The sequence below is a fragment of the Pseudomonas sp. GW822-FHT04H02 genome, from assembly GCF_058800645.1.
This window is the reverse complement of record NZ_JBXAMM010000002.1, coordinates 779383-785495: the sequence shown is the minus strand read 5'-3', so window position 1 is coordinate 785495 and position 6113 is coordinate 779383. Positions and strand designations below refer to the sequence as shown.

Annotated in this window: 6 protein-coding genes; all 6 read right to left on the bottom strand. The window is 68.0% G+C overall.

Annotated features, from left to right (window positions below; translation table 11 throughout):
• Positions 1-391: 391 nt before the first annotated feature.
• Positions 392-1354 carry an ABC transporter substrate-binding protein gene (locus tag AC1RMG_RS10400; protein WP_011059724.1) on the bottom strand — a complete coding sequence of 321 codons (963 nt, stop codon included), beginning with the start codon at positions 1352-1354 and terminating at the stop codon, positions 392-394.
• Between the two features lie 12 nt (positions 1355-1366).
• Complete coding sequence (locus AC1RMG_RS10395) at positions 1367-2176, bottom strand: class II aldolase/adducin family protein (protein WP_015634468.1); 810 nt, start codon at positions 2174-2176, stop codon at positions 1367-1369.
• A 161-nt stretch (positions 2177-2337) separates the two neighbouring features.
• Entirely contained in the window at positions 2338-3276 is a 939-nt protein-coding gene (locus AC1RMG_RS10390; RefSeq protein ID WP_065364427.1) for a D-isomer specific 2-hydroxyacid dehydrogenase family protein, read from the bottom strand.
• A complete protein-coding gene (locus AC1RMG_RS10385; RefSeq protein WP_015634467.1) occupies positions 3273-4478 on the bottom strand; it encodes an acyl-CoA dehydrogenase family protein in 1206 nt (401 codons plus the stop codon). The genes AC1RMG_RS10390 and AC1RMG_RS10385 overlap by 4 nt, the downstream gene beginning before the upstream one ends.
• A complete protein-coding gene (locus tag AC1RMG_RS10380) occupies positions 4475-5254 on the bottom strand; it encodes an ABC transporter ATP-binding protein (RefSeq protein WP_011059720.1) in 780 nt (259 codons plus the stop codon). Before AC1RMG_RS10380 ends, AC1RMG_RS10385 begins: the two co-directional genes overlap by 4 nt.
• A gap of 3 nt (positions 5255-5257) precedes the next feature.
• Positions 5258-6079: an ABC transporter permease gene (locus AC1RMG_RS10375; RefSeq protein WP_011059719.1), complete on the bottom strand. Its 822-nt coding sequence runs from the start codon at positions 6077-6079 to the stop codon at positions 5258-5260.
• Positions 6080-6113 lie beyond the last annotated feature (34 nt).

Sequence of the window (6113 nt, the reverse complement as noted above, 5' to 3'; positions counted from 1 at the left end):
CCTACATGGGGTGTCGGGTGTTCCGTAGGAGCTGGCTTGCCAGCGAAGGCGTCATCCTGGCCAGCGCAAGACTTGAGGGCCTCTTCGCCGGCAAGCCGGCTCCTACATGGGGTGTCGGGTGTTCCGTAGGAGCTGGCTGGCCAGCGAAGGCGTCACCCTGGCCAGCGCAAGGCTTGAGGGCCTCTTCGCCGGCAAGCCGGCTCCTACATGGGGTGTCGGGTGTTCCGTAGGAGCTGGCTTGCCAGCGAAGGCGTCATCCTGGCCAGCGCAAGACTTGAGGACCTCTTCGCCGGCAAGCCGGCTCCTACATGGGGTGTCGGGTGTTCCGTAGGAGCTGGCTGGCCAGCGAAGGCGTCATCGCCCTTTCGCCGGCAAGCCGGCGGCTACAGGCTCAGGTCCAGTGGAAGCTGCGATCCCACAGGCCGGATACGTCCAGTTGCTGGGGCAGCACGCCGGCCTCGAAGAACAGGTCGGCCACGTCCTGCTGGGATTTCACCGCTGCGTCGTCCACCGGTTGCAGCAGGCGCGGGCCGCTCTGGGCCCGGTACTGGGCAAGGAACACTTCCCGGGGCATGCCGAGAATCTGTGCGCTCCTGGTCGCCCATTCCTCGGGGTGGCTGGCAATCCACTGCCAGGAGCGGTACTCGCGCAGGATGTAGTCGGTGATCGCCGCGTGCTTGGCCGGGTCGGCGATGCTCTGCTGGTTGGCGGCGATCACGTAGTTGCCGGACAGGTAGCCCTGGCCGGTCTTCAATACCCGGGCCCCGGCCCGCAGTTCCGCCAGCTGGATGAAGTAGCCGAAGCTGACCCAGGCATCCAGGGCACCGTTCTGGAACGCGGCGAAACCGTCCTGCGCAGTCAACGCCATGGGCACGATATCGGCAAAGCCCAGGCCCTGCTCCTTCAGCGCCTTGAGCAGGAAGTAATGGGAACTGGTGGAGCGGATATAACCGATGCGCTTGCCCTTGAGCTCGGCCACCGACTGCACTGCAGAGCCCTTGGGCACGATGAAGGCCTGGTTGTTGACGTCGCCGGTGAGCACCGCGATCAGCTTCACCGGGGCGTGGTTCTTGATCCCGAAGATCGGCGGGATCTCGCTCATCGGCGAGATGTCCAGGGTGCCACTGACCAGGGCCTCGAAGCTCAGGTTGCCGCCGGTGAACTCAGCGTACTTGACCTTGTAGGGCGGCGGCTCGATGCCCGCCTCGGCAAAGAAGCTCGGCGCCGCCCCCTTGTAGGTGGCGACGTTCAGGGTGACCCCGGACAGGTCCACGGAGGCTCCCAGGCCCAGGCGCGGCAAGGCGGCGGCCAGACCGGCCAGGGCCGAGAGTTGGAGAAAATGACGACGCTGCATGGGCAATGGTCCTTAATCGAGAAAGTCCGGTTCTTCGCGCACGATCCGCTCGCGGTAAGGCTGGAAACTGAACCAGCCGCCAAACTCGGTGCCGACCTGGCGTGCGGTGTGGCGCGCCACCTCATGGGGAATGGGCCGCGGGGTGCCGGCAGCTTCCGCCAGCAGTTGAGTCTGGGCGGCGTTGTCCATGGCGATGAAGCGCCACACCGCCGCCTCGACGGTTTCACCCACGGTGAGCAGGCCGTGGTTCTGCAGGATCAGCGCCTTGCGCCCCGCCAGTGCGGCGGCGATCCGCGCGCCCTCGCTGGCCTCCAGCACCACCCCGGAAAAGTTGTCGAACAGCCCGTGCCTTTCATAGAAAGCGCAGGCGTCCTGGGTCAGCGGATCGAGCAAGCGCCCCAGGCTCGACCAGGCCTTGCCGTACAGCGAATGGGCATGGGCCGCGGCGACCACCTCGGGATGGGCTTCATGCAGCGCCGCATGGATGGCGAACGCCGCCAGGTTCAACGCGCCCTCGCCTTCGATCACCGCCCCTTCGGGGTTGACCAGCAACAGGTCGCGGACCCGTACATGGCCGAAATACACCCCCACCGGGTTGACCCAGAAATGGTCCGGGCGCCCCGGGTCACGCACCGTGATATGCCCGGCGCCGCCCATGTCGAACCCCAGCCGGGCGAACACCCGGAACGCCGCGGCCAGGCTCTGCTTGCGCTGCAGGCGCTCCAGCTCGACGGTGGCCTGCTGGGGCGGATGCTCCCAGCGAAAAACCGTATGGCCATCGCGGGGCAAGTCATACACCGCGGGGCGAAAATGTGCGGTCATATCCGCTCTCCTTGAAATTGTCGAAAAGGCCCGCAGGGCCTTGCTTGGCGATCTCCCGCCGAACCTTCAGCGACCTTGATACCCCCGGCGCCCCTTCGGGCCGTGCGCTGCCTGCGGCAGCGGCTACACGAAGCGCTGCCGGCCAGGGCTGGAACCGCGCGTTAGTAGCCACGCTGGATCTCCACCGGGTTTTCCAGGGGTAAGCCATCGCCCCAGCGCTGGAGATTGCGCCCCAGCAGGCGAGCGATATTCAGGTAGACCCGGGGCGAATTGGCCGAGGTGTGGGGCGACAGGCGAATACCCGGGTGGCGATAGAAAGGATGCCCCTCGGGCAACGGCTCGGGGTCGGCCACATCCAGGCTGGCCAGGGCGATGCGCCCGGTGTCCAGGGCCTGCAACAGCGCCGGCTGATCGATCAACGCACCGCGAGCGATATTGATCAGGTGCAACCCTGGCTTGGCCGCTGCCAGTACATCGGCATCAATGATGCCCCGGGTCTGCTCGGTCAACGGCACCGCCAGCAGCAGGTGATCGGCGCGGGCAAACAGCTCCTGCAGGTCGGCCACCGCCTCCACCCCAGGCACTTCGAACGGCTGCGCCGAACGCCGCAGGGCCAGTACCTGCATGCCCAGGGCCTGGGCCTTGGGCGCCAGTTCGCGGGCGATGCTGCCAAAGCCGAACAGCCCCAGGGTGCTGCCGGCCACCGAGGCCAGCGGCCGTTGCTGCCAGTGTTCGGCACGCTCGATCCACACCTGGGGCAGTTGCTTGGCGGCGGCGAAGATCGCCGCCAGGGCAAACTCGGCAATGCTTTCGGCGGTGCTGCCTCGGGCACTGGCCACCGGCAGGTCCTGGAACAGCCAGCGAGGAAAATAATCCAGGCCCGAAGTCACCAGTTGCACGAAGCGCAGGCCAAACGGCCAGCCCGCCGGCGGCTTTGGCGCGTTGCGAAAATCGGCGTGGGGCGCGGCCAGCAGCACCTCGATATCGGCGGGCAAGCCACACGGCAGGCCCCGGGGCAGGCTCAATACTTCCACCCCCGGCAGCCACTGGCGCAACTGCTGGTTGAAGTGCTCGTCGAGCTGGCTGGCGATGCGCGTCACGCCTGGGCTCCGCGGCTGGGCAAGGCAAAGGCGGCGCGCCCCACGGCACCGAGAATCGCGTCGTTCTGCGGGGTATGAATGCGGCTGCACAGCACATCGCGGTAATGCCGCTCGATGGGGTTGCCCCGGGCCAGCCCGGGGTTGCCGATGGCTTCGATGCCCAGCTCCACGGCGCTGATGGCGTTGCTGGTCACCAGGTATTTGATCTGGGTCGCCTCCCCCGGGGCGATCCGCCCTTCGGCGGCGGCATCGAGCAGCACCCGGTTGTTGAGCAGCAAGGCGTCGATGCGCCCGATCAGTTCCTGAAAGCGCGGCAGGCTCGACAGCGGTGCGCCAAGGTTGGCCGGGGCACGCTGGGCCAGCCAGCCCAGCAGCCAGTCGCGGGCGGCCCGGGCCACGCCGTCGTAGATGGCCGAGAGCAGCACCGCCAGCCAGAGCACGCCCTTGCTGTCCAGCTCGGAGGGCCGGGGCACGTGAGCCGGCTGGATATCCACCGCCTGTTCCTCGGGCACGAACACCTCATCGAAGATCACGTCGTGGCTGCCGGTGGCGCGCATGCCCAGGTGATCCCAGGTTTCCTCGACGCTGATCCCGGGGCTGTCACGGTGGACCAGCCAGGTGCCCACTTGCGGCTCGGCCTCGTCGCTGCGGGCCCAGACCGCAAGCCAGGTCAGCCCGGGAATGCCGGTGGAGTAGATCTTGCGCCCGCTGAGCAGCCAACCGCCCTCGACCCGTCGTGCCAGGGTCGCCGGCAAACCGCCCCGGGCCGGGGTACCCAGGTCCGGCTCGACCCGCAGGGCGTTGATCAGGGCACCCTCTTGCACCGCCTCCCGGGCCACGCGCTGGCGCAGGTGCAGCGGCCAGGCCGTGTTCTGTTGCAGGCGCGTGTGCTGCAGGTACTGCATCACCAGCACCAGCGCGGTGGAAGGCTCGCCCCGGGCCACGGCGCCTATCACTCGTCGCGCCTGGGCCAGGGTCGCCTCGCTGCCGCCCAGGGCCCGGGGCACGGTCAGGGCCAGCAGGCCATGCTGGTGCAGGCGTTGCAGGTTGGCGTGGGGAAATTCGCTGTGACGGTCGTAGTGCGCTGCGGTGGCGGCGAATTCTTCACTCAGTTGCTGCAGCAGGTCGGCGAACTCGCTGGAGTCTGGATCAGGGACGGGACGGGACACGGACGGAGACGGTTGCACGCTGGAAAGGCTCATCGGCTGGCAGTCCTGCTCAAGGGAAGGGAGATGTCGACGGCCGGCTCGGCCTCGGTTTCCACACCCAGCAGTTGCAGCAACCGCGCGCGCAGTGCCTGGAACCCAGGGGTGGAGGCCTGACGCGGACGCGGCAGGCGGATTGGCAATTGCTCGGCGATTTGCCCGTTGGCCAGCACCAGCACCCGATCGGCCAGCAGCAGCGCCTCGTCGACATCGTGGGTCACCAGCAGCACCGCCGGGGTGTGCACCCGCCACAGGCGGATGATCAGTTGGTGCATGCGGATCCGGGTCAGGGCGTCCAGAGCGGCGAAGGGCTCATCCAGCAGCAACAGGTGCGGCTCGCGTACCAGGGCCCGGGCCAACGCCACTCGCTGGGCCTCGCCGCCGGACAAGGTGCCTGGCCAGGCATTGAGCCGGTGGGCCAGCCCGACCTCCTCCAGCGCTGCCTCGGCCCGCTCCCGGGCCCCGGCACCGCGCACGCCCAGGGCAACGTTGCGCCACACGCGCTTCCAGGGCATCAACCGTGGCTCCTGGAACACTGCGGCCATGGCCGAAGGCACCTGCAACTGGCCCTGGTCGATGGGTTCCAGCCCGGCCAGGGTTCGCAGCAAGGTGGTCTTGCCCGAACCGCTGCTGCCCAGGAGGGCCACGAACTCCCCGGGAGCGATGTCCAGATCCAGGCCATCGAGCACCGCCTGCCCGGCAAAGCGCCGGGTGATCCGGCGGCATTCGACGGCAGCGCGCAGGCGGCCCTGCTGGGGCAATGACAGAGTCATGGGTCAGTTCCTGATAAAGGTCGGGCGCCAGGCCAGGGCGCAACGTTCGAGGCCGCGCACCAGCCCGTCGATGCCCAGGCCGAGCACGCTGTAGACCAGGAGGCAGATGACGATCACGTCGGTGCGCATGAAGTCCCGCGCGTCGTTGACCAGGTAGCCGATACCGGCGCTGGCGTTGATCTGCTCCACCACCACCAGCCCCAGCCAACTGATGCCGAAGGCATAGCGCAGGCCGACGAAGAACGCCGGCAGAGCCCCGGGCAGGATCACGTGGACGATCAGTTCCCAGCGTTTGAGGCCCAGCAGGGTCGCGGCCTCCACCAGCTTGGGATCGAGGCTGCGAATGCCGGAAAACAGCGTGAGGTAGATAGGAAAGGTAGTGCCCAGGGCGATCAGCGCGATCTTCGGCGTCTCGCCCACGCCGAACCAGAGAATGAACAGCGGCACTATGGCCAGGAACGGCAGGGTGCGCAGCATCTGCATGGGGGAATCGATGGCGAGCTCGCCGCGCCGGGACAACCCGGCCACCAGGGCCAGGAGCGTGCCCAGGCTGACGCCGATGGTCAGGCCGCTGAGGGCGCGCTTGAGGGACACCCACAGGTGCCCGGCCAGTTCGCCGCTGCCGAGCATCTGCCACAGGGTGCCGCCGATGGTACTGGGAGCGGCGATGATCCGCGCCGGCAACAGCCCGCTGCGCGAGGCCAGTTCCCACACCAGCAGAAGCAGCAACGGGCTGACCAGGCGCAGCAGCAGGTTGCCCAGGAGCTGGTATCCGGGGCGCTCGGCCCAGCGACGGGACGAGGTGAGGGGGGCTGGCGCAGGCATCGCAACATCCTTATTTCAGCGCGTTCGAGCCCCA